The sequence below is a fragment of the Streptomyces sp. NPDC048424 genome (assembly GCF_040651555.1).
GTDB lineage: Bacteria > Actinomycetota > Actinomycetes > Streptomycetales > Streptomycetaceae > Streptomyces.
Genome location: NZ_JBEZKE010000003.1, coordinates 336,035 through 355,577, shown reverse-complemented (window position 1 = coordinate 355,577; position 19,543 = coordinate 336,035). Strand labels below are relative to the sequence as shown.

Annotated in this window: 17 protein-coding genes; 8 read left to right on the top strand and 9 right to left on the bottom strand. The window is 73.3% G+C overall.

What is annotated here, in order from left to right:
* Positions 1-3: 3 nt before the first annotated feature.
* From AB0D29_RS06430 to AB0D29_RS06420, 3 genes are read right to left on the bottom strand one after another with little or no spacing between them, the layout of a single operon-like run.
* Complete coding sequence (locus tag AB0D29_RS06430) at positions 4-654, bottom strand: LUD domain-containing protein (RefSeq protein ID WP_362852430.1); 651 nt, start codon at positions 652-654, stop codon at positions 4-6.
* Positions 651-2,135 carry a lactate utilization protein B gene (locus AB0D29_RS06425; protein ID WP_362852429.1) on the bottom strand — a complete coding sequence of 495 codons (1,485 nt, stop codon included), beginning with the start codon at positions 2,133-2,135 and terminating at the stop codon, positions 651-653. Before AB0D29_RS06425 ends, AB0D29_RS06430 begins: the two co-directional genes overlap by 4 nt.
* The gene (locus AB0D29_RS06420) at positions 2,132-2,887 is read right to left on the bottom strand and encodes a (Fe-S)-binding protein (RefSeq protein ID WP_362852428.1); all 756 of its coding nucleotides are present in this window, start codon (positions 2,885-2,887) and stop codon (positions 2,132-2,134) included. Before AB0D29_RS06420 ends, AB0D29_RS06425 begins: the two co-directional genes overlap by 4 nt.
* 18 nt (positions 2,888-2,905) lie before the next feature.
* On the opposite strand from AB0D29_RS06420, the gene cobF reads away from it, so the two are divergent.
* Positions 2,906-3,658: a precorrin-6A synthase (deacetylating) gene (gene cobF, locus AB0D29_RS06415; RefSeq protein ID WP_362852427.1), complete on the top strand. Its 753-nt coding sequence runs from the start codon at positions 2,906-2,908 to the stop codon at positions 3,656-3,658.
* Here the strand turns inward: cobF and AB0D29_RS06410 are convergent.
* From AB0D29_RS06410 to AB0D29_RS06400, 3 genes are all read right to left on the bottom strand, one after another.
* Positions 3,645-4,847: an aminotransferase class V-fold PLP-dependent enzyme gene (locus tag AB0D29_RS06410; RefSeq protein ID WP_362852426.1), complete on the bottom strand. Its 1,203-nt coding sequence runs from the start codon at positions 4,845-4,847 to the stop codon at positions 3,645-3,647. The genes cobF and AB0D29_RS06410 overlap by 14 nt on opposite strands.
* Before the next feature lie 198 nt (positions 4,848-5,045).
* Positions 5,046-6,719, bottom strand: coding sequence for a glycoside hydrolase family 71 protein (locus tag AB0D29_RS06405; RefSeq protein ID WP_362852425.1), 1,674 nt, complete (start codon positions 6,717-6,719; stop codon positions 5,046-5,048).
* Positions 6,720-6,999: 280 nt separating this feature from the next.
* A complete protein-coding gene (locus AB0D29_RS06400; protein WP_362852424.1) occupies positions 7,000-8,418 on the bottom strand; it encodes a family 2B encapsulin nanocompartment shell protein in 1,419 nt (472 codons plus the stop codon).
* Between the two features lie 273 nt (positions 8,419-8,691).
* Here AB0D29_RS06400 and AB0D29_RS06395 point away from each other — a divergent pair, with 273 nt between their 5' ends.
* Positions 8,692-9,906 (top strand): family 2 encapsulin nanocompartment cargo protein terpene cyclase, encoded by a 1,215-nt coding sequence (locus AB0D29_RS06395; protein WP_362852423.1) that lies wholly within the window; start codon positions 8,692-8,694, stop codon positions 9,904-9,906.
* Between the two features lie 51 nt (positions 9,907-9,957).
* Here AB0D29_RS06395 and AB0D29_RS06390 read toward each other — a convergent pair whose 3' ends face one another.
* Entirely contained in the window at positions 9,958-10,911 is a 954-nt protein-coding gene (locus tag AB0D29_RS06390; protein ID WP_362852422.1) for a LysR family transcriptional regulator, read from the bottom strand.
* A 103-nt stretch (positions 10,912-11,014) separates the two neighbouring features.
* Here AB0D29_RS06390 and AB0D29_RS06385 point away from each other — a divergent pair, with 103 nt between their 5' ends.
* The 3 genes from AB0D29_RS06385 to AB0D29_RS06375 are packed head-to-tail and all read left to right on the top strand — an operon-like array spanning position 11,015 to position 12,839.
* The gene (locus AB0D29_RS06385; protein WP_362852421.1) at positions 11,015-11,908 is read left to right on the top strand and encodes an NAD(P)H-binding protein; all 894 of its coding nucleotides are present in this window, start codon (positions 11,015-11,017) and stop codon (positions 11,906-11,908) included.
* Between the two features lie 27 nt (positions 11,909-11,935).
* Positions 11,936-12,331: a darcynin family protein gene (locus tag AB0D29_RS06380; RefSeq protein WP_362852420.1), complete on the top strand. Its 396-nt coding sequence runs from the start codon at positions 11,936-11,938 to the stop codon at positions 12,329-12,331.
* A 22-nt stretch (positions 12,332-12,353) separates the two neighbouring features.
* Complete coding sequence (locus AB0D29_RS06375; RefSeq protein WP_362852519.1) at positions 12,354-12,839, top strand: NUDIX domain-containing protein; 486 nt, start codon at positions 12,354-12,356, stop codon at positions 12,837-12,839.
* A 9-nt stretch (positions 12,840-12,848) separates the two neighbouring features.
* Here the strand turns inward: AB0D29_RS06375 and AB0D29_RS06370 are convergent, their stop codons facing one another.
* Together AB0D29_RS06370 and AB0D29_RS06365 are read right to left on the bottom strand one after the other, a co-directional pair.
* On the bottom strand, positions 12,849-13,403 hold the full coding sequence (locus tag AB0D29_RS06370) for a hypothetical protein (protein WP_362852419.1): 555 nt from the start codon (positions 13,401-13,403) through the stop codon (positions 12,849-12,851).
* Between the two features lie 94 nt (positions 13,404-13,497).
* A complete protein-coding gene (locus tag AB0D29_RS06365) occupies positions 13,498-14,910 on the bottom strand; it encodes a tetratricopeptide repeat protein (RefSeq protein WP_362852418.1) in 1,413 nt (470 codons plus the stop codon).
* 318 nt (positions 14,911-15,228) lie between these two features.
* Here AB0D29_RS06365 and AB0D29_RS06360 point away from each other — a divergent pair, with 318 nt between their 5' ends.
* The 3 genes from AB0D29_RS06360 to AB0D29_RS06350 all read left to right on the top strand — a co-directional run bounded on the left by AB0D29_RS06360 (position 15,229) and on the right by AB0D29_RS06350 (position 19,541).
* Positions 15,229-16,638, top strand: a complete 1,410-nt coding sequence (locus AB0D29_RS06360; protein WP_362852417.1) for a family 2B encapsulin nanocompartment shell protein — start codon at positions 15,229-15,231, stop codon at positions 16,636-16,638.
* Positions 16,639-16,650: 12 nt separating this feature from the next.
* Positions 16,651-18,915 carry a germacradienol/geosmin synthase gene (locus tag AB0D29_RS06355; RefSeq protein ID WP_362852416.1) on the top strand — a complete coding sequence of 755 codons (2,265 nt, stop codon included), beginning with the start codon at positions 16,651-16,653 and terminating at the stop codon, positions 18,913-18,915.
* Positions 18,916-19,055: 140 nt separating this feature from the next.
* Complete coding sequence (locus AB0D29_RS06350) at positions 19,056-19,541, top strand: hypothetical protein (RefSeq protein WP_362852415.1); 486 nt, start codon at positions 19,056-19,058, stop codon at positions 19,539-19,541.
* Positions 19,542-19,543 lie beyond the last annotated feature (2 nt).

The following is a 19,543-nucleotide window of genomic DNA, read 5'->3' as shown; positions in this document are numbered from 1 at the left end:
ACCCTATTGTGCGTCGAGGAGGACGACCTCCAGGGTGCGGGGGCCGTGGACGCCCTCCACCCGGTCCAGTTCGATGTCGCTGGTCGCCGAGGGGCCGGAGATCCAGGTCAGCGGGCGGGTGGGGTCGAGGCGTGCGAGGGCCTGCGGAACGGAGTCGACCAGCTGGTCGGGGACCCGGACCACGCAGACGTGGTGGTCGGGGATCAGGGTGATGCGGCGCCTGCCCTGGTCCGGGCTGCCATCCAGGACGATCGTGCCCGTCTCGGCGACGGCCAGGGCGCAGCCGGTCACCACGCTGTCGACGGCGTCCAGTTCGTACGGGGTGGACCCGGCGCGGTCGTGGACGAGGGCCGCGTCGGCGGCCGCGAGCCAGTGCGCGGGCAGGGCGGGCGGCACGAGGACGGTCCGGGCGCCGCGCGCGGCGAGGAGCCGGGCGAGCAGCGCCGGGAGGCCGGCCCCGTCGGTGCGGTGGACCTTCGCGCGGTACTCGGACAGGTGCGCGGCCAGCAGGTCGGCGCTCTCGGCCGGGGTGCGGTCACCGTGTACGTGGAGGTAGTCGCGCGGGACGTCCCCCACCGGCTCCGCGCCGGAAGGCCGCTCCGGCTCCGGCAGTGCCCGGCGGATGCGGGCCAGGATGCGGTCCTTGCTGGTCACTGCGGGTTCCCCCGTTCTCGGGTCCACCAGTCGCGGAAGGATTCGGCGGGTACGGAGGGCAGCTCGCGGGTGTCGGTCCAGGCCCGCCCCGCTCCCGGGAGCCGGTGCGGCGCCAGCCTGCGGGCGCGGGCCAGCAGCCGCTCTCCCGCCCGCAGCGCACCCGGGTGGTCCAGGAGCAGCCGGGCAGCGCGCATGGCGGCGCGTTCGGCGGTGTGTCCGTGGGCCGGGCGGATCCGTACGCGGACGCCGTCCCGGGTCACGGGGCCGCCCTGGGCGACCCGTTCGCGCAGGTGGACGAGGACCTCGGGAATGTCGATGGCGACAGGGCAGACCTCGTAGCAGGCCCCGCACAGGGTGGAGGCGTAGGGCAGCGAGGCGTCGATCTCGCTTCCGGTGCCGCGGAGTTGGGGGCTGAGGATCGCGCCGATGGGGCCCGGGTAGACGGATCCGTAGGCGTGGCCGCCGGCGCGTTCGTAGACCGGGCAGACGTTGAGGCAGGCGGAGCAGCGGATGCAGCGCAGGGCCTGCCGGCCGGTCTCGTCGGCGAGGGTGTCGGTGCGGCCGTTGTCGAGGAGGACGAGGTGGAAGGCGCTGGGTCCGTCGCCGGCCGCCCCTCTCGAAGGGCCCAGCCCGGTCCACATCGTCGTGTACGGGTTCATCCGCTCGGCCGTCGAGGAGCGCGGCAGTGTCTGGAGGAAGATCTCCAGGTCCCGGAAGGTCGGAATGACCTTCTCGATGCCCACGACCGAGATCAGCGTCTCGGGCAGGGTCAGGCACATCCGGCCGTTGCCCTCGGACTCGAAGACGACCATCGTGCCCGTCTCCGCGACCATGAAGTTGGCGCCGGAGATCGCGACCTTGGCGCGCAGGAACTTCTCGCGCAGGTGCAGGCGCGCCGCCTCGGCGAGTTCCCGCGGGTCGTCGCCGAGCGGTTCGGGCGCCGGGCGGCCCCAGTTGCCCATCTCGGCGCGGAAGATGTCGCGGATCTCGGCCCGGTTGCGGTGGATCGCCGGGACCAGGATGTGGGAGGGGCGGTCGTGGCCGAGCTGCACGATGAGTTCGGCCAGGTCGGTCTCGTACGCGGCGATCCCGGCGGCCTCCAGGGCCTCGTTGAGGCCGATCTCCTGGGTGGCCATCGACTTGACCTTGACGACCTCCCGCTCCCCCGTGGCGCGGACGAGGTCCGTGACGATCCGGTTGGCCTCGTCCGCGTCGGCGGCCCAGTGGACGGTCCCGCCGGCGGCCGTCACCGCCGCCTCCAACTGCAGCAGGTAGTGGTCGAGATGGCGCAGCGTGTGGTCCTTGACGGCCTTGCCCGCGGCGCGCAGCCGGTCCCAGTCGGCCAGTTCGGCGACGGCCCGGGCCCGTTTGTCGCGGATGGTGTGGGTGGCGTGCCGGAGGTTGGCGCGCAGCACCTCGTCCCGTACGGCCTCGCGGGCCGCCGCGGGGAAGGAGGGCATGCCGAGGTGGGTTCCGGTCACGACAGCGGCTCCTCCTCGGTCGCGGCCAGGATCTCCGCGAGGTGCACGGCCCGCAGCGGGGCGTCCGCGCGGCGCAGCAGCCCGTCGAGGTGGGCGAGGCAGGAGTTGTCCGCCCCGCACAGCACCTGGGCGCCGGTGGCCGCCGCGGCCGTGATCTTGTCGGTGCCCATCGCGGTGGACACGTCCGGGTTCTTGACGGCGAAGGTGCCGCCGAATCCGCAGCACTCCTCGGCGCCCGGCAGCTCGATCAGTTCCAGGCCCTTGACGGCGGCCAGCAGCCGGCGCGGCCGGTCTCCGAGGCCAAGACCGCGCAGACCGTGACAAGAGGGGTGATAGGTGACGGTGTGCGGGAAGTACGCGCCCACGTTGGTCACCCCGAGCACGTCGACCAGGAATTCGGTCAGCTCGTACACCCGCGGCGCCAGGGACCGCGCCGCCTCCGCGAGCGCGGTGCCGCGGCCCTCCGCCGCCGCTTTCCGGCCGATGCGCGGGTAGTGCTCGCGGATCATCGCGGCGCAGGAGCCGGAGGGAGTGACCACGTACGGGTAGCCGGCGAAGGCCTCCGCGGTACGCCGGACGAGTGGTTCGCTCTCGTGCCGGTAGCCGGTGTTGTACTGCGGCTGCCCGCAGCAGCTCTGGCCCGCCGGGAAGTCCACGTCCACGCCGAGGCGCTCCAGCAGACGTACGACGGCGATGCCGGTGCGCGGGTACAGCGCGTCGTTGACGCAGGTGACGAACAGGGCGACGCGCATGACGGGCAGAATAGCCGGGTGAAGAAGTTCTCAGTGATCGGCATAGGCGCGGGCGACCCGGACCACCTGACCCTCCAGGCGGTCAGGGCGATCGGCGCGGCGGACGCATTCCTCATCCTGGAGAAGGGCGAGGAGAAGGCGGACCTGACCGGGCTGCGGCGGGCGATGCTCGACGCGCACGCCCGGCCCGGCCACCGGCTGGTGGAGGGCCGCGACCCGGACCGGGACCGGACCCCCGCCGCCTACGCGCCGACGGTGGACGGCTGGCGCAGCGCACGCGCCGAGATCTTCGAGCGGTTCATCGCGGAGGACCTCGCGGACGGTGAGACCGGGGCGTTCCTGGTGTGGGGCGACCCCTCCCTGTACGACTCCACGCTCGCGATCCTCGACGAGGTGCTGGAGCACGGCCGGGTGGCCTTCGAGCACGAGGTCGTGCCGGGCATCAGCAGCATCTCCGCGCTGCTGGCGCGGCACCGGACCAATCTGAACCGGGTGGGCCGCCCGGTCCAGATCACCACCGGGCGCCGGCTCGCCGAGGGCTGGCCGGACGACGTGGACGACGTGGTCGTGATGCTGGACGCGCGGCACGCCTTCACCGCCCACCTGGACCAGGACCTCTACATCTACTGGGGGGCCTACGTGGGCACCCCGGACGAGATCCTGGTCTCGGGGAAGCTCGCGGAGGTCGCCGGGCGGATCGAGGAACTGCGCACCGAGGCCCGCGCCCGCAAGGGCTGGATCATGGACACGTACCTGCTCAGGCGCGGCTGACGGCCCGGCCGAGGTACTCGGGCAGGGCGGCGGCGAGGCGGGCGTACTCCCCGGGCAGGTTGTAGATCTGCCCGCAGACGCGGATGCCGCCGCCGCCCGGCCGGGGCCAGATCAGCACGCGGACGCGCAGCCGCGCCGCGAGCTCCTCGCGCAGGGCGCGGGCTCCGTCCGGGGTCTCGGCGACGCCGGGCGGCAGCAGCAGGGCGCGCATGGCGAGGCCGTCGGTGTGCGGGAGGGGCCTGAGCCCGGGAAGGTCGGCGAGCAGGGCCGCGCCGTGGGCGGCGAGGGCGCTGTTGTGGGCCCGCACCTTGGCCGCGTCGAGGCGTTCGATCAGGTCCAGTCCGTCGGGGGCGGCGAGCCAGCCCGTGTAGTCGGCGGTGGCTCGGTTCTCGACGGAGCGCGGGAAGCCGTGGTGGTCCTCCCAGGACGGTACGAGCGCACGGATGCGGGAGCGGTGCTGCGGGGCGACGGCGAGGATCGCGGTGCCGGAGGGTGCGTAGCCCCATTTGTGGAGGTTGCCGAACCAGAAGTCGGCGCCGCCGGCGAGGGGGTCGGCGAGCATGCCGGGGGCGTGCGCCCCGTCGACGACGGTGGTGACCCCGCGGTCGCGCAGGTCGGCGAGGAGCCGGGGGGAGGCGACGATCCGGGCGGTGGGCGAGCTGACGTGGTCGAGCACGGCCACGCGCGTACGGGGCGTCAGCGCGGCCAGCACGGTCTCGCGTACGGCGTCCTCGTCGGGCAGGTGGGGATCCAGGGCGACGGTGGTGACAGGAGCGCGGCGGGCGGCGGCCGCGACGACGGTGCCGTAGCCGTGGTCGGTCACCAGGATCTCGTCGCCGTCTGCGAGCGGGACGGCGTCGAGGGCGAGGTTGGCGCCTTCGGTGGCATTGGAGACGAAGGCGAGCCCGTCGGGGTCGGCGGCCAGGTGCGCGGCGATCCGGGCGCGGGCCGCGGCGAGGCGGTCCGGGACGGAGAGGAAGAAGGCGTCGGGATCGGCGTGGGCCTCGGCGCGGAGCGCGGCCTGGGTCTCCTGGACGGGGAGGGGGACGGCTCCGAAGGAGCCGTGGTTCAGGTGGGCTACGCGGGGGTCGAGGCGGAAGAGGGCGGGCCCGCCGGGGAACCCTGCGGGGTGCCCTGCGGGCGGCTCGGCGGGGGAATCGGTGTCGGCTGAGCGTGTCGGCTCGGGCATGCGACCTCCGGGGGTGGGGCGCGGGTGTCGCCCGGATCATCTCCCGGCGGCCGCCGAAGCCGGAAGACCGCGGCCGGCCGGCCGCTGCCGCGCACGCGCCCCGGGCTCCGCCCGGTACCTGGGGCTCCGCCCCAGACCCTCCCCCAGACTCCGTCCGGGGGGACCCCCACGCCTCAAACGCCGGCGGGGCTGAATTCGCTACGGCTCGCGGCCGCTCGTTGCCGCGTAGTACTGGAGGTCCTGGACCTCCACCGTGGGGTCCACCCGGTACGGGAGGTCGACCTTCGCCGTGGCCTTGCCGTCGCGGACGGTCTGCGCCGAGCTGGTGCCCGCCTTCAGCGGCAGCAGCCGGGAGTGGATCCCGGCGGGGGCCTCGTGACTGCCCTTCGCGGATCCGACGGTCGTACGGACGACGGCGGGCCCGGAGAGGAAGCTGAGCACCTCCACGGTGTCCCGGGGCGGTGCGCTCCCCTTGCGCAGCGACATCACCAGCGACTGGTCGCCCGTCGGGTCGGCGTTCGCGAACTGGGTGCGCGCGGTGAGGTACAGGGTGTCCCGGACGATCTCCGGCCAGCGGCCCGTCTTGAACCGGGTGAGGTAGTACGAGCTCAGGTCCAGGTAGGCGTAGCCGTTGTGCAGGGAGGGTGCGAACTGGCTGCCCTCGGAGTAGTCGTTCCAGGTGGTGAGCTGCACCCAGTCCGCACCGTCCTCGATGGCGTGCGTCCAGGTGGAGCGGAGGGTCGCGGTGTTGCCGGCCTCGTCGTAGATGCCCTGGTTGGGGCGGGCGTCCTGGACCGACACGGGCTGCATCCAGATCTTGCCCATGTCGTGGGCCCGCTGTACGTCGCGGGTGGAGCTCTCCTGGCCGACGTAGCTGCGGCTGCCCCACTCGGAGAACCCGTGGCTGATCGGGGCGAACTCACCGCTGTGCGCGCCGAAGTCGAGGAAGAGCGGGACGAAGGCGGTACGGATGCCGTGCTCGGACTTGAGGGCGGCGATCACCTCGGTCCACCAGGCCACGCCCTTCGCCTCCGCCTTGAAGGGGGAGACGACGAGCCGGCCGTCGGGGAGCCGGTGCGCGGCGGGGGCGTCGGCGAGCGTGGCGATGGCCTTCGCGAGCTCGCGGGGGTCGTCGGTCTTCAGCGAGGTCATGTCCGGCATCAGCATGATCTTGAATGCCGGGTCCACCGAACGGGCCGCGGCCATCAGCAGGTTGGAGCGGTCCCAGTTCTTGCCGGAGAGGGAGAGCAGGTCCAGGGTGAAGCCGTCGATGCCCGCCGCGCGGGCCGTGCGCACCTCCTGCTGGAGGTTGGCGTACTCCCAGTCGCCGCTCTTGGGCGCCACGGGCAGGGGCCTGTCGCGCAGCAGGCCGCCGTACTTGCCGTGCTTCCCGCTCTCGCCTTCGGGGTCGAGGTAGTTGCGGGTGTAGTAGTCGTTGTCCGCGCTCGCGTTGTCGAGGGAGAGCGGGTACGGGGTGAAGTAGTGGGCGAACACCAGCTTCTTGCCCGCTCCGCCGGAGCGCAGGGCGGCCGGCTGCGGCATGTCGAAGGGCAGGGCGCCGGAGGGGCGTTCGGCTCCGGTGTCGACGGCGCCCTGGGGGTTGCCCTTGGCGGCCGCGCCCTTGGTGGGCGCGGGGGTCCCCGCCGGTGACGGGGTGGCCGGGCCGGTGGCGCCGGCCGTGGCGCCGCCGGCGGGCCCGGTGGCCGGGGGGACGTCGGCGGGCGGGACCGAACCGCCTTGTACGGACGTCCCCGCGAAGGGGTCCCAGGCGATGCCGGTGGCCGCGCAGACGCCGACCAGGAAGAAGGCGGACAGCAGCAGGGCGAGCAGCGGTCTTCGGCCGCGGAAGGCCGGCCGACGGCGGTGCGACACGGGCCGGTGCACGCCGGGAAGGCCGGGCACACCGGCCGTGCCGGACGCGCGGGTCGGGCGCCGCTTCCCGCGACCCCTCCCGTGCCCCGTCCCGTGCTCCGTTCGCCGGTCCGCTGTCATGCTGGCCCCTCCCGCGCATATGCCCCGAGCGGGGGCTGCACAGCAGTAGAGCCCATTACCGGCGTGCGGACAACCGTTCCCAGGTGCCCGGGCCCGGGCACGTACGTCACCCGGACCACCGGAACTACGCCGCCGCGCCGACGCGGCGTGGGCGGCCGGGTCAGTCGGAGCGGGGGGCGGCGATGTCGGCGTTCTCCAGGATCCCGATGGCGTCCGGCACCAGGATCGCCACCGAGTGGTAGGAGCTGACCAGGTAGGACATGACCGACTTCTGGTCGATGCCCATGCAGCGGACGTTGAGGCCCGGTTCGATCTGCTCGGGGATCGCGGCCGGACGCAGGCCGATGACGCCTCCGTTGTCCTCCCCGGTGCGCAGGGCCAGGATCGAGCTGGTGTGGCCGCCGACGACCGGGATCTTGCCGCAGGGCAGCAGCGGGACCCCGCGCCAGGCGGGCACCTGTTTGCCGTGGACCTCCACGGTGTCGAGGGCGAGGCCGCGCTTGTTGCACTCGCGGAGGAAGGCGGCGACGGCCTTGGGGTGCGCGAGGAAGAAGGCGGTCCCCCGGCGCATGCTGAGCAGGTCGTCCATGTCGTCGGGGGTGGGCGGGCCGGACCAGGTGCTGATGCGCTGTCCGTAGTCGGCGTTGTGGAGGAGGCCGAACTGCCGGTTGTTGAGCAGTTCGGACTCCTCGCGTTCGCGCATGGCCTGCACGGTCAGGCGCAGTTGCTGCTCGAACTGGTTCATCGGCTCGTTGTAGAGGTCGGCGACCCGGGTGTGGATCCGCAGCACGGTCTGGGCGAGGCTCAGCTCGTACTCGCGCGGCTGCAGCTCGTAGTCGACGAAGGTGGCGGGCAGCCGGGCCTCGCCCGCGTGGCCGGAGGCGAGCTCGATGTCGGCCTCGCCGCGCCGGTTGACGGGCCGCCTGCCGTTCTCGACGTACTGCTCCAGGTGGGTCCGCAGGCTGTCCGCGCGGCCCAGTACCTCCTGGAAGGCGCTCCACCGCAGCACCATGACGGTGCCCGCGGTGGCGGCCCGGACGGAGTACGCCCAGCGCGGGTCGTCCTGGCCGAGGGCGTCGTCGCCGAGCTGGTCCCCGTCGGCGACCACGCCGAGGAGTTCGCTGCCGCCGTACTTGCCCGACACCCTCTTCTCGACGCGGCCGTGGGCGATGATGAACACCTCGGCGACGGGGGCGCCCGCGTCGACGAGGACGTCTCCGGCGCGCAGGTCGCGTTTGACGAACCGCCGGGCCAGCTCCTCCAGTACGGCCGGGTCGGCGTAGCCCTTGAGGACGGGCAGCTCGGTGAGGGTGGGGGCGAGGATGCGTACGTCGTCCGCGCCGGCCTGGACGAAGGAGATCCGGCCGCGCCCGACGGCGTGGGTCAGCCGGCGGTTGACGCGGTAGGTGCCGGCGGACAGGTCCACCCAGGGCAGCATGCGCAGCAGCCAGCGCGAGCTGATGCCCTGCATCTGGGGGACGGACTTGGTGGTCGTCGCGAGATTGCGGGCCGCGGCGGTGCTCAGGCTCAGCTGCCGTTCGTCTGCGGGGTCCAGGAGTGGCTGCGCCTCTGCGGTCATGCGGGGTTCCTCCCTGCGTCGGTCCACGCGGAGCGTGCTGCACGCTCACCGTGGGGCGCGGGGCGCCGGGCGCGGTAGCGGCCCCGGCCCGGGGGCTGTTGAAAATCCCCCGCGGTTGAAGGCCTGCACGCCTGTGCGAACTCCCGGGCGTGCGTACATCCGTGCAGGCTTTCAACGCCGCCGGATCTTCAACGGGCGCGCGGGCGCCGGACCTACCGGGGCCGGGCGCCGCCCCCGCTCCATGGGTGGGTGTGCCGACCCGCAGGAGGAGCCATGACAGGAGGAGCCATGGACCGCGCCCCCGCTCACGCCCCGGGCCGCCCCGGCGCCGTGCCCACCGATCCGGCGGAGGTCCTGAGCCGGCTGCTCGGCGGCCGGAGCGGGCTCGGGGCCGCTCCCCCGCGCGCCGATCCCGGCCTCGCCGCCGGTACGCGTGCGCGTACGGGGACCCGTACGAAGACTCGTACGGGCGGCACCCGGACCGAGCGGACCCGTACCGAGGGCACCCGGACCGGCTCGGGCATCGTCATCCCCCCGCTGTACTGCCCCGACGCCGTGCGGGACGACCCGGCGCTGGCCGACGCGGTGGACGAGGAACTCGTCCGGTGGGCCGAGGACGTCGGGATCTACGCCGGGCGCCTCGACATGCTGCGCTCGTGCCGGTTCGGCCGGCTGATGATGCTCGCGCACCCGGACTGCGACGACGCCGACCGGCTGCTCGCGGCCGCCCGGTGCGGGCTCTCCGAGTGGGCCGTCGACGACCACTGGGCCGACGACGGGGAGGACGCCGACCCGCGGCTGCTCGGACTGCGCACGGCGCTCGCGCACGCCGTGGTCGACCCGGTGCGGCTGCCGCCGCGCTACGAGCGGCAGTTCGAGGACCAGGTGGCCGCCGAGCCCGTGCTGCGCGCCTTCCGCTCCGCGCTGGACCACCTCGCCGAGTTCGCCTCGCCCACCCAGGTGACCCGGCTGCGCTACCAGTTGGCGGTGATGTTCGTCGGGTACAACCACGAGGCCGAGTGGCGGACCTCCGCCCGCCGGCCGCCGGTCTGGGAGTACCTGCTGCACCGGTACGAGAACGGCTTCTTCCCCTGCATGGTCCTCACCGATCCGGTCGGCGGGTACGAGGTCCCCGCGCACGAGTTCGCGGACCCGCGGGTGCGGCGCACGTACATGTACGCGGGGGTCGCCACCTGCCTGCTCAACGACCTGTACTCGATGGCCCGGGAGGACCCCGGCGACACCAGCCTCCCCCGCCTGATCGCGGCCGAGGAACACTGCTCGCTCCAGGAGGCGGTGAACCGGACGGCCGCGGTCCACGACGAGGTGATGCACGCCGTCGAGGCGGAGTCGGCCGCGCTGGCCGCCCTCGGCTCGCCCGCGCTGGGCCGTTTCCTGGAGGGGATCTGGAACTGGATGGGCGGGGCGAAGGAGTGGCACGCCACGAGCCCCCGCTACCACGGCCCCGCGAGCGGCGGCACGCCGTAGCGGCCGCCCGGCCGCGCGGGTCGCATCACGCGGTCGGGTCACGCGGTCGGCTCACCCTGTCGGGGTCCCGGGTGCGCGGAGGGTCCGGCGGACGGCGTTGCGCAGCCAGTGGTGGGCTCGGTCGGCTGCGTGGCGGGGGTGCCAGGCCATGCCGATGGTCACGGGCGGCAGCGCCAGGGGGATGTCCAGGAGGTGCAGTCCGAGGGCGATGGCGTCGCCGGTGAGGGGTGAGGGGGCGGCTCCGGGGAGTGCGGCGGGTACGAGGCAGACGATGTCGCTGCGCGCCGCGAGGGTCATGGCGGCCAGGTGGCCGGGGAGGACGACGGCGACCCGCCGGTGAAGGTCCTGCTCGGCCAGGGCGGTGTCGAGGGGGCCGGTGAACCGGCCGCGGCGGCTGACCGCGACGTGGTGGGCGGCGGCGAACCGGGCCGGGGTCAGGGGCCCTTCGGTCAGCGGGTGGCCGGGCCGGACGGCCGCCATCATGCGGAGGCTGACCAGTTCCTCGACCCTGGTCTCGGGGTCCACGTGGTCGATGGACCCGACCTCCAGGTCGATCCGGCCGTCGCGCAGGGCCGGGCCGGCCTCCAACTCCTCGGCCCGGAGCCGGAACGAGACCCCCGGCGCCTCCTGCTCGGCCAGCCGCAGCAGCCCGGGGGCCAGTGCCGCGCCGACCAGGTCGGCGGTCTGGAGGGTGAAGGTGCTGCGCAGGGTGGCCGGGTCGACGCCGGTGTCGGGGCTGAGCAGGGCCCCGAGGCGCTGCACCACGGCCGCGGCTTCCTCGCGCAGGGCCTGGGCGCGCGGAGTGGGGACCATGGTCTGCCCGGCCCGGACCAGCAGCGGATCCTGCAGGGTGCGGCGCAGGCGGGCGAGCGTGCGGCTCATCGCGGCGGGCGAGGTGTGCAGGCGGGCGGCGGCCCGGGTGACGCTGTGTTCGGCCAGCAGGGCGTCCAGTGCGAGGGCGAGGTTGGCGTCGAGGACCGGCTCTGGGCTGTTCACCAGCATCATTCCATTTCCGTCAATGATTGCGTGCCGAAGTTCCCATTGTGGCAACACCGTGGCCGTTCGCAGGATGGGGGCGTACCGAACCGGAACGACCTGCGAGGTTTTCATGATCGTCATCACCGCTCCCACCGGGAACATCGGCCGTCCGCTGCTCTCCCGGCTCCTGGAGTCCGCCCCCGCGGCAGGCGAGGAACTGCGCGTGATCGTGCGCGACCCCGCCCGGTTGCCGGACGCGGCGCGCGGACGCGTCGACGTGGTCACCGGCTCGCACGGGGACGCCGAGGTCCTCGACCGGGCCTTCGAGGGTGCGGACGCCGTCTTCTGGCTCGTCCCCCCGGACGCCTCCCTGGCCCCGTACGACGGCTTCAGCGGCTTCACCCGCCCCGCCGTGAAGGCGCTCGCCGCCCACGGCGTCGGCCATGTCGTCGGGGTCTCGGCGCTCGGCCGCGGTACGCCGCTCGCCGACCGCGCCGGCCTGGTGACCGCCTCCCTCGCCATGGACGACCTCATCTCCGGAAGCGGCGTCGCCTACCGGGCCCTGGCCAACGCGTCCTTCTTCGAGAACCTCCTGGAGGAGTCCGGCTCGATCCGCGACGAGGGCGTCTTCACCGACGTCGTCGACGCCGACCGCAAGGCCCCCTTGGTCGCCACCGCCGACATCGCGGCCGTCGCCGCCCGCCTGCTGCTGGACCGCTCGTGGACCGGCGTCGACGACGTCCCGGTCCTCGGGCCGGAGGACCTGTCCCCCAACGACCTGGCCCGCATCATGACCGCGCAGCTCGGCCGCCCGGTCCGCTACGAACGCCGGCCGCTCGACGAGCTGTTCACCACCCTCGTCGGCCACGGCCTCAACGAGGCGTTCGTCCAGGGCATCGTCGACATGAAGCGGGCCAAGGACCAGGGCCTGGACGCGGGCGTCGCCCGCACCCCGGACACCGCCTCCCCCACCGGCTTCGCGCAGTGGTGCGCCCTGACCCTCAAGCCCGCCGTCCTCTCCTGAACCACCTGCCGCTTTGGAGGCACCCTGATGCCCGCTGAAACCACGGAACCGCCGGTCACGGCATTCATGCTCGTCAAGACCACACCCGAATGGCTCGCCCTGACCGTCCAGGAACGTGTGGACGCCTTCACCACCCGGGTCCTGCCCGTGATCGAGGCCAGGACCAGCGGCGTCCGGTCGCGTTTCTACGACACCGAGTTCTACTCCGCGCGCGTCACCGACGTCTGGGTGTGGGAAGCCGAAGACCACCACGCCTACCAGCTCCTCGTCGACGCTCTGCGCGAAACCCCGTTCTGGGACCGCTACTTCGAGGTGGTCGACCTCCTCGTCGGCACCGAGAACGGCTACGCCCGCACCTACGGCCTCCCACCCCTCGCCACCATCACCACACCGTCAGTGGGGGCGCCGCAGACGTCTCCCTGACATCGTGGGCGTCATGGGCGTCATGGGTGAGCTGGTGGAGCGCGTGGACGAGCGGGACCGGACCGTGGGGGTCGTCGACCGGAGTGAGGCCATCCGCAGGAAGTGGCTGCACCGGGTGGCGACCGTCGTGTGCCGCGATGCGGAGGGCCGGATCCTGGTGCACCGGCGGCCGGAGAACGTTTCGCGGTTCCCGGGCCAGTACAACTGGCTGCTCGGCGGCGCGGTGAACGCGGGCGAGACCTACGAGGATGCCGCCGCGCGGGAACTGGCGGAAGAGCTCGGGGTCCGCGCCCCGGTGCGGCTCGCCTGCACGTTCCTCTGCCACGGGGCGATCAGCCCGTATTGGCTCGGGGTGCACGAGGCCGTCATCGAGGAGAGCGTGGCACCGGATCCGTCGGAGATCGCCTGGCACGACTGGCTGCCCGAATCCGCCCTCCGGGAGGTTCTGCAGCAGTGGCCGTTCGTCCCCGACTGCCGGGAAGCCTTCACGAGGTACACCGCCCGGTGACCCGCTCGCTCAGATCTTTCCGCTGACCACCCGGATCCGGTGGCCGAGTTCCCGGGCGAAGGCTGCGGTGAAGCGCGGGTGCAGGGGCGGCCAGTCGTCGAACTGGAAGCCGAGGTGGCCGAAGGCGAAGTAGTCGTCGGTCGAGTGCCAGTCGGCGAGCGGAGCGCGGTGGGTGCAGGCCGGGCAGGCGAGTTCGGCGGCGCCCGTGGTGTACCAGGTGTCGAGGGCCTCGCCGGGCCAGTCGGGGGCGGCGCTCCGGCAGTGGGGGCAGAGCGCGGAAGGAGCATCGCCCTGGCCGGCGTAGAAGACCGTACGGCCCACGACGACGCGCAGCTCGTCGCCGGGCTCCTCCTCCAGCCCCTCGATCCGGGCGCGCCAGTCCCAGTGGACCAGGTCGACGGCCTCCCGCCAGCGTGGACCGGCCAGGTACACCACCTCGCCCCGCCACGGCACCGGGCGGATGAACCCCTCCGCCTCCAGCCACCCCTTGCCGTGCTCGCCGCGGGCGGCCGCCTCCTCCGGCGAGGCGTCCAGGTCCACCACGGTCTGCCGATAGGTCCCCACGGGCCCCTCCCCCTCCCCCTCCCCCTTCACACGGTGCGGTCGGCCCGACCCTACCGATGCGAAGGCGATCCCGGCGGAGCGTGCGGGAGCGTCCTCAGCCGAGTGCGCGGACCCGGGCCAGCAGGGCCCGCGCGGTGCGGTTGCCGCCGACGGTCTGGAGGCGGCCGCGCAGCCGGCCCACGGCGTCGTTCACCCGCGCCGAGTCCAGCTGGGGCACCGCGTCCAGCATCTCGTGCCAGGTGGCGCAGGCCCGTTCCAGATGGCCCTGGTTCAGGTGGAGTTCGGCGAGCCGCGCCAGGGTGATGGCCCGGGCGCGCCGCTCGCCGGGGGGGCGGTGCCGCAGGGAGGTGCCGAGCGCGGCGATCGCACCGCGCGCGTCCCCGAGCGCCGCCAGCGCCTCGGCCTGCTGGTGGGCGAGCGCCGCGTGATGGTAGTCGCCGATGGCGGCCCGCTGCCCGGCCGAGCGCTCCAGCAGCCGTTCCGCCTCGCCCAGCCGGGCCACCGCCGCCCGCCGGTCGCCGCAGCCGGCCTCGGCGACCGCCAACTGCCCGGTGACGAAGGCGGCTTGCAGGGTGGGCAGCCGCCCGGCCTCCCGGGCGGCCGCCTCCGCCAGCTCCCAGGCCTGTTTGCGGTGGCCCAGGTGGTGGGCCTGGACGCTCATGGCCCGCAGGACGGGCGCCCAGCACTGCGGGTCCCCCGCCTCCCGGCCGAGCCGCAGCCCCGCCCGGTAGTATGCCTGGGCCACGCCCTGCTGGTTGCCGTCGAAGCACAGGAAGCCGGCGGTGTACGCGAGCCGGGCGGCGCAGCCCAGCAGCCGGTGCCGTACCGCGGGCGCGGCGTCGGCGCGCAGCCAGGGCGCCACGGTGGTGGCGAGGTAGCGGGTCAGGGCGGGGCGGGCCAGGCCGCTGCCGAACATCATGTCGGCGTTGCGGAAGACCGGCAGCACGGCCTCGGCGGCCTCCACGTGGTGCGGCCCGATCCGCCCGGACGGCCGGGCGGGCGCCCCGGCCGGTTCCGGCGGCGGCCAGCCGGGGGGCCGCCAGGCGGAGGAGTAGACCGGGATCTCGCCCAGCAGGGCCGCCGCCTCGATGCCGGCGCCGCCGGTACCCCGGGCGTCCCCGCAGACCCCGGCGGCCACCGCCGAGAGGTCCGCCGAGAGGTCGGGCGAGGACTCGGGCGAGAAGTCCGGCTCGAGGGCGTCCGCCCCGTGCGGGCCGGGCCCGGTGCGCTCGCGCGTCCGGGCGGCGCCGGCCGGCCGCGCGAGTCCGGTGTCGGCCGGGCTGACGCGCCGTCCGGTGCGCCGGCTGAGCGCCTCGGCGGCCAGGGCGACGACGTGCGCCGGAGGCCGGGTGCCGGCCAGCCAGTGGGAGATGGAGGTGCGGTCGTAACGCAGGGTGAGGCCGGCCTCGGCGGCGACGCCGTTGACGGCGCGTGCGAAGTCCTGCCCGCTCCAGCGCGCGTCGGTGAGGAGGGTGCGGAGTCGTCCGTTGGGTTCACGCTTGGCCATCAGAACCGCCCAGCTCGTACACGTGTCCATCCATTCAACGCGGTCGGACATTCAACACGGCGGGGCCGGGACGGATGTACCGGGTGAGGCCGTCCTGCCCCTAACTAGACGTGTACGCCGGGTGGCACACGGTCACACCGCGTGGCCCTGGCGTACGGGAGCACAGCAGATCGCACGGAGCGGGACCGCCCCTTCCGGTCACTCCCGTACACCACCCCCCGCTCGGCCCCGCAGGGAGCACGGACCGGCAGCACACCCCACCGTCGCGCACGGCACCCGCGCCACTCCCAGGAAGACCGACCGAGAGGAAGGCCCGCCATGTCCGTCGACCCCAGCACCGAAGCGAGCGCCGAGCACCTGGCCGCCGCCGCACGGCAGAGCCTGAGCACCGAGGCCGCCCGGAATCTGGCCACCACGACCAAGTCCGCGCCGCAGATGCAGGGGATCAGCTCGCGCTGGCTGCTGAGGATCCTGCCGTGGGTGCAGACCGGCGGCGGCACGTACCGGGTCAACCGCACCGTGAGCTACACGCTCGGCGACGGGCGCATCACCTTCGTGAAGACCGGGACCGAACTCCGCGTCATCCCGCCGATGCTGCGCGAGCTCGGCATGCTCCGGAGCTTCCCCGACGACCAGGTGGTCAAGGCCATCGCCGACCGGTTCGTGAAGGAGGAGTTCCGCAAGGGTGACGTCATCGTCCGGCGCGGCGAGCCCGTCGACAAGATCTTCCTCATCGCCCACGGGCGGATCGAACGGCTCGGCACCGGTGCCTACGGGGACGAGGCGAGCCTGGACGTGCTGAGCGACGGCGACCACTTCGGCCACCACCCGCTGCCCGACGCCCGCTGGGAGTTCACCGCCCGGGCGCAGACGGACGTGGTGACGATGACCTTCAACCGGGGCGACTGGGACGCGGCGCTGAACAGTTCCGCCGCGCTGCGCCGGCACGCCGAGGCCTACCTGGAGGCCGAGCGCGTCGGCCGCCGGGGCAGCGACGCCGTGGACCTGTCCGCCGGTCACACGGGCGAGGTGATGCTGCCCGGTACGTACGTGGACTACGACCTGGACCCGCGCGAGTACGAGCTGAGCGTCGCACAGACCGTACTGCGGGTGCACTCCAGGGTCGCCGACCTCTACAACAAGCCGATGAACCAGTCGGAGCAGCAACTCCGGCTCACCGTCGAGGCATTGAGGGAGCGTCAGGAGAGCGAGCTGATCAACAACGCGGAGTTCGGGCTGCTGCACAACGCCGACTACGAGCAGCGCGTCTACGCCCGTACCGGTCCGCCCACCCCCGACGACATGGACGAGCTCCTCAGCCGGCGCCGCGGGTCGCAGTACTTCCTCGCCCACCCGCGCACGATCGCCGCGTTCGGCCGCGAGTGCAGCCGGCGCGGTCTGTACCCGGACAGCGTGGACTTCCAGGGCCACCGGGTCCCGTCCTGGCGGGGGGTGCCGCTGCTGCCCTGCAACAAGATCCCGGTGACGCCGGAGCGGACCAGCTCGATCCTCGTCCTGCGCACCGGAGAGGACAACGAGGGCGTCATCGGGCTGCACCCGGTGGCGCTGCCCGACGAGTACCAGCCGGGCCTGTCGGTGCGGTTCATGAACATCAACGAGCAGGCGATCATCTCCTACCTGGTCACCGCCTACTACTCCGCGGCGATCCTGGTGCCCGACGCCGTCGGGGTGCTGGAGAACGTGGAGATCTCCCGCTTCGACGACTGAGGGGGCCCCGTCATGACCGCTCGACAGGAGAGCGACCCGCAGGAGAGCGTTTCGGGGCAGCCCTTCGAGCTGCCCGAGTTCTACCTCCCGCACCCCGCCCGCCTCAACCCGCATCTGGAGGAGGCCCGGACGCACACCCGCGCGTGGGCCGCGGAGCGGGGGATGCTGGAAGGCTCGGGCGTGTGGGGCCCGGCCGATCTCGAGGCGCACGACTACGCGCTGCTGTGCGCCTACACCCACCCCGAGTGCGACGGCCCGATGCTCTCGCTCGTCACCGACTGGTACGTGTGGGTGTTCTTCTTCGACGACTGGTTCCTGGAGCGGTTCAAGCGCACCGGTGACCGGGCGGCCGGGCGGGCCGCCCTGGAGCGGCTCACGCCGTTCATGCCCGCCGATCCGCGCGCCGCGATGCCCGAGCCCGCCAATCCGGTCGAGGCGGGCCTCGCCGACCTGTGGCGGCGTACGGTACCGGGCCACTCGGCCGACTGGATCGCGCGCTTCACCCTCAGCACCCGAGATCTGCTCGACGAGTCGCTCTGGGAGCTCGACAACATCAACATCGGCAGGGTGTCGAACCCGGTGGAGTACGTGGAACAGCGCCGCAAGGTGGGCGGCGCGCCCTGGTCGGCGGGGATCGTCGAGCACGCGGTGGGCGTGGAGGTGCCCGCGTCCGTCTCCGGTGAGCGGGCGCTGCGCGTACTGCGCGACTGCTTCGCCGACTCGGTCCACTTCCGCAACGACCTGTTCTCGTACGAGCGGGAGATCGGCAAGGAGGGGGAGCTGAGCAACGGGGTGCTGGTCCTGGAGCGGTTCTTCGGCTGCACCACCCAGGAGGCCGCCGACCAGCTGAACAACATGATCACCTCACGGCTCCAGCAGTTCGAGAGCACCTTCTTCACCGAACTGCCCGTGCTCTTCGCCGAGAAGGGCCTCGGCCCGGACGGGATCCTCGCGGTCCTCACCTACGCGCGCGGGCTCCAGGACTGGCAGTCCGGCGGCCACGAGTGGCACATGCGCTCCAGCCGGTACACGAAGGGCCGGCCGGACCGCACGGAGGCGGGGCTGCCGGGGTGGCTGCCCGGCCCCTCCGGGCTGGGCACCACCGGCGCCAACGTCAAGGCGCTGCTGGGCCTGACCGGCGGCGCGCGGCGGGTGCGCAGGCACTCCAACGTCCCGCATCCGGTGGGGCCTTCGGTGATCCCGGAGTTCTACCTGCCGTACCGGAACGTGCTCAACCCGCACCTGGCGGGCGCCCGGGAGCGGCTCATCGAGTGGAACCGGGCGATGGGCATCCTGGACGAGGGCATCTGGTGGGAGGAGAAGGCGCGCGGGTACGACTTCGCGCTGTGCTCGGCGGGCATCGACCCGACGTGCTCGGCGCAGGCGCTGGACATCAGCGCGGGCTGGCTGAGCTGGGGCACGTACGCCGACGACAGCTATCCGCTGGTCTTCGGCACCACCCGGTCCCCGGCCGCCGCCAGGGCGCAGACGCAGCGGCTGCGCGCCTGCATGCCGCTCGACGTGTCGGCGCCGCCGGCCCCGGTCAACGCGATGGAGCGGGGGCTGGCCGACCTGTGGCGGCGCACGGCGGGGCCGATGGGACCGCGCGGCCGGGAGATGTTCCGGTCGGCCATGGACCAGGTGCTGGACAGCTGGCTGTGGGAGCTGGACAACCAGGCGGCCAACCGCGTCCCGGACCCGGTGGACTACCTGGAGATGCGCCGGGTGACCTTCGGGTCGCCGATGACGATCTCGCTCGCGCGGATGGCGCACATGGACGTGGTTCCGGAGGAGGTCTACGGGAGTTCGGCCCTGCAGTCCCTGCAGGCGGCGGCCTTCGACTACTCGGCCGTCATGAACGACGTGTACTCGTACCAGAAGGAGGCGGAGTACGAGGGCGAGCTGCACAACCTGCTGATCGTCGTGGAGAACTTCTTCGACTGCGACTACCCGACGGCGTTGCGGGTCGTGAACGACCTGATGACCGCACGGATGAAGCAGTTCGAGCACGTGGTGGCCAATGAACTGCCCGTCATGTACGCGGACCACGGTCTGGACGCGGCGGCCCGCGCGGCCCTCGACCGCCACGTGGACGAGCTGAAGCAGTGGATCGCGGGGATCGCCGTCTGGCACGCGCGGACGCGGCGCTACCGGGAGGAGGACCTGAAGCGCCACCACGCGCACCGTCCGGCCGTGGCGGCGGGCGCCGTGACGCCCAATCCGCCGGGCCGGGGCAGGCTGCTGCCACCGGCTCCGCACCGCCCCACGTGGGCCTGACCTGCGGGGCTGAAGACCCCCTCGCCGGAATGCGACATTCCCCTGGTCTTACGGCGCAAGTGGCGCATAATCGTCGTCACGCGGCCGGACGAACCCTCTTGCCGCACTTGGTCACGCATGCAATGGGGGGCATCGTGCCGATGAGGGAATCCCGGTCGATCGGAACGCTTCCGGCGACCTCCGCCGAGATGTCCCGCCTGCTCACCGCCGTCCGGCGGGGGCGGGTGCTCACCGTGGCGGGAGGCCTGCGCGAGCCGCGGAGCCTGCTGGTGCGGGAGATCGCGCGACGCCTCGCGTCCAACTTCTACGACGGGGTGGCCGTCGTCGCCATGGACCCGCTCCACGGCGGCTACGGCCTGCGCGAGCTGACGGCGGAGCTGACGGCCGGGCCGAGGGCCGAGCCGGGCTGCTTACCCGGCGTGCCCGCCCTGCCCCGCGGAACGGCGAACGCCGCCTCGTGGCTGGCCGAGCGGGACATGCTGCTCGTCCTGGACGGCGCGGAACAGCTCGGCCCGGACGCCCTGGCCTGGCTGCGGAACCTGCTGTCCGTCGCCCCCGGCCTGCGGATCCTGGCCGCCGGCCGGTCTCCGCTGGCGTTCGACCAGGAACGGATCCACCACCTCTGACC